The sequence below is a fragment of the Peribacillus sp. genome (genome assembly GCF_059453735.1).
Genome location: NZ_JAZVJO010000081.1, coordinates 1 through 2,718, shown reverse-complemented (window position 1 = coordinate 2,718; position 2,718 = coordinate 1). Strand labels below are relative to the sequence as shown.

Genomic DNA, 2,718 nt, shown 5'->3' with positions numbered 1-2,718 from the left:
CCCACTTTTCCTGCTCTTCTTGCAGTAATGGCGAGTCCGTCCACCCAAGATACTCCTTCCGTTTGTTGGCTTTTGTCATCCCATGACGAAATAATGTAATAGCCAGACCGTAATCCATAGAGATAATTCAACTCCTTCCACAGAAGCTCCAAGCACATCACCCGTAATCCCGCCAAACCACTCTACTGTTTTTTTTCGGATAAAAAGAAAGCTCAAGTAAGCAGCTGCTGCCATCCATAAAATTTGCCACAGTAGCGCCGAACTAAACAGGCAAGCAGCAAATAAGCCTAACGCATACATCCAGTAAACACGCGTACTATTTTTACGGGATGCTTTTTGAAAATAGGCACCGAGACCGTCCTGCTTTGCGAGTGGAAAGCGGCATAGAACGACCCCCATCACAATCTTACTGATAAACGGAATAACAAGGATCAAACCAAACGTATAAGGTGTGCTTTTTTCAACAATCTCATAGATAAATAGATACCGAGCAGCTAATAAAACGATAACCGACAAAACACCAAAGGCACCTGTTCGTGGATCTTTCATGATTTCTAAGCGTTTTTGCTTATCGCGATAGGAAAAAAAGGCGTCACTCGCATCAATCCAGCCGTCAAGATGAAGCCCGCCTGTTAGGCCAATAGTCAGCAGCCATATTATAAAAGCAATGGCTCCAGTTGAGAAGGGCGTCCATTCGACAAGCAAATAAAGGGTCCCGCTCATTAAACAGCCTAACAGTAATCCAACTAGCGGAAAGGTTTGAATCGCGCGGTGCAAGTACTTGTTGACCATCGGAAATTCGCGTTTAATTGGTATGGCCGTGAAAAATTGCAGATTAATGAGGAAACCAATTAGTACACTCACTATATTCGCTCCATTCCCGGGTGTTGCCCCTTCATCATAATAGGCAATCCTGACTCTATTAGATAAGCTCTTTCAGCACGCTTGACGATTTCTTGATGAAGCAAACCTAACGTTCTTTGATACAGCTGAACGGCGGAAAAATGACTATACTCGTGAAGCACTTCATTGCTGACAATCACTAAGGTACTCACCTCTCGCCGGATCTTTGCAAGGCCGGCCATGATTTTATCGAATACTTGGTTTGCATGCTTTTCATCCAATTCAGCACTGGTTGAAAACAGCTCATTATCAAGCAATGTCGTCAAACAATCTAACAAAACAACCGGATGATGATCAAAGGTCTTCACGGATTCTTCAATATCCGTCGGAAACTCTCTTGTCTGCCAAGACAACTTGCTTTGTTCTCGCTGCTCTTGATGTTTTCTAATTCGTACGGACATTTCTCCATCTCGCGCTCTTCCGCAGGCAATATAAATTAAACTTCTGTTCAGTTCATGACTGCATTGCGCTGTCAATGCCTCTGCGAATGTACTTTTTCCGCTTCTTACTCCTCCGGTCACAAAGTAGATCGGTGCTTTTTCCATTGTGTGAATTCCTCCATCAATACGGCATGGTCCCGTTCCCCTTTAACCGCAAATCGTAGCCATTTACCGTCCAGCCCGGTGAAATTTAACGTATGACGCGGCACAATTCCTCTCTCTAACAGATAGGTTAGCAAGTATTGTGCATCGTCAAATTCTGGATCTCTAAGTAAATAGAAATTCACTGAGCTTTGAGAGACTACAAGGCCGATAGTCTTGAAGAAAGATTGAAGCTGTCTCTTCTGCTTTTCGATATATTCAACCGTTTCTTCCTGATGAACGACCTCTCTTAAGCAGATAGAACCCGCTTTCTGCGCCAAGCTGCTGACACTCCAATGTGGTTTAAACGCCTTCAATACATCGATAAGGTCTGGATGCGCGAGTAAATAACCCAGGCGGACTCCCGGTATGGCAAACATTTTGGTCATCGAGCGAAGGATAATCAGATTTGCGAAACGACTGAGATACGTTCGGTATGTAAAAGGGTCGACGACAAAGTCATAAAAAGCCTCATCAAGAATCACTAGACAATTTTCTTTCTGACAAATAGTTAGGAGCTGTAAGACATCTTCCTTGGCATAAGACATGCCTGTAGGATTATTGGGCGTGCATAAATAAATCGCATCCTGTTCTTTAATCAACGGCATCAAGCCTTCGACATCCAGCTTCCATTCCGGCTCTTTGAGGATGTAGTCTGTAATGTTACATTGATTAGCCAAACACGCGGCGGCATATTCAGAAAAAGCAGGTTGAATAATGAGAACGTTTTTACCTGCCAGCATTCTCGCTGTTAATGAAATCAGTTCCGCCCCTCCATTCCCAAAAAGAATAGATTTCTCTGAAACTTGTTCCATACTTGCAGCCAGCTCCGTTAGTTCTCTATTTTCAGGATCTGGATACTCTAAGATTGACTTAAAAAAAGATGGCCACTGCTGCTTTAAGCCCACTGGTGGTCCAAGCGGATTAATATTAGCACTGAAATCATAAAAGCTGTCTGGCATCGTAACTCTTAGTGATTGATACAAATAATGTGGATTAGATCCATGGAGCGGCAGTTGCAAGCAGAATCCCTCCTATCCAGAGCATGAGCATAAATAACCATGAGGTCCTATGCATGATTTGGATTGTCTGTTTAATGTGGTTTGCTTGAAGTGGAATGACTGATTCTCCCATCTTCGCTCGATTAGATATGACTCCTTTATAATAATTGACTCCCCCCAGCTGCACACCGAGCAATGCCGCAGCGGCTGCTTCTCCCCAGCCGCTGTTCGGA

General features: G+C 43.7%; 4 protein-coding genes and 1 pseudogene. All 5 read right to left on the bottom strand.

Translation table 11 applies throughout. The features are described 5' to 3' along the window. Window positions 1-79 (bottom strand): annotated as a pseudogene (locus tag AC52RT_RS02645) (histidine phosphatase family protein); the annotation flags it as partial. Beyond that, window positions 76-864: an adenosylcobinamide-GDP ribazoletransferase gene (cobS, locus tag AC52RT_RS02640; protein ID WP_495539311.1), complete on the bottom strand. Its 789-nt coding sequence runs from the start codon at window positions 862-864 to the stop codon at window positions 76-78. The pseudogene AC52RT_RS02645 and the gene cobS, both read right to left, overlap by 4 nt. Beyond that, the gene (locus AC52RT_RS02635) at window positions 864-1,448 is read right to left on the bottom strand and encodes a bifunctional adenosylcobinamide kinase/adenosylcobinamide-phosphate guanylyltransferase (RefSeq protein WP_495539310.1); all 585 of its coding nucleotides are present in this window, start codon (window positions 1,446-1,448) and stop codon (window positions 864-866) included. The genes cobS and AC52RT_RS02635 overlap by 1 nt, the downstream gene beginning before the upstream one ends. Further along, the gene (gene cobD, locus AC52RT_RS02630; protein WP_495539309.1) at window positions 1,421-2,506 is read right to left on the bottom strand and encodes a threonine-phosphate decarboxylase CobD; all 1,086 of its coding nucleotides are present in this window, start codon (window positions 2,504-2,506) and stop codon (window positions 1,421-1,423) included. The genes AC52RT_RS02635 and cobD overlap by 28 nt, the downstream gene beginning before the upstream one ends. Then, window positions 2,481-2,718: cobalamin biosynthesis protein (locus AC52RT_RS02625; RefSeq protein ID WP_495539308.1), on the bottom strand; the 238-nt coding region annotated here is incomplete at its 5' end. The genes cobD and AC52RT_RS02625, both read right to left, overlap by 26 nt.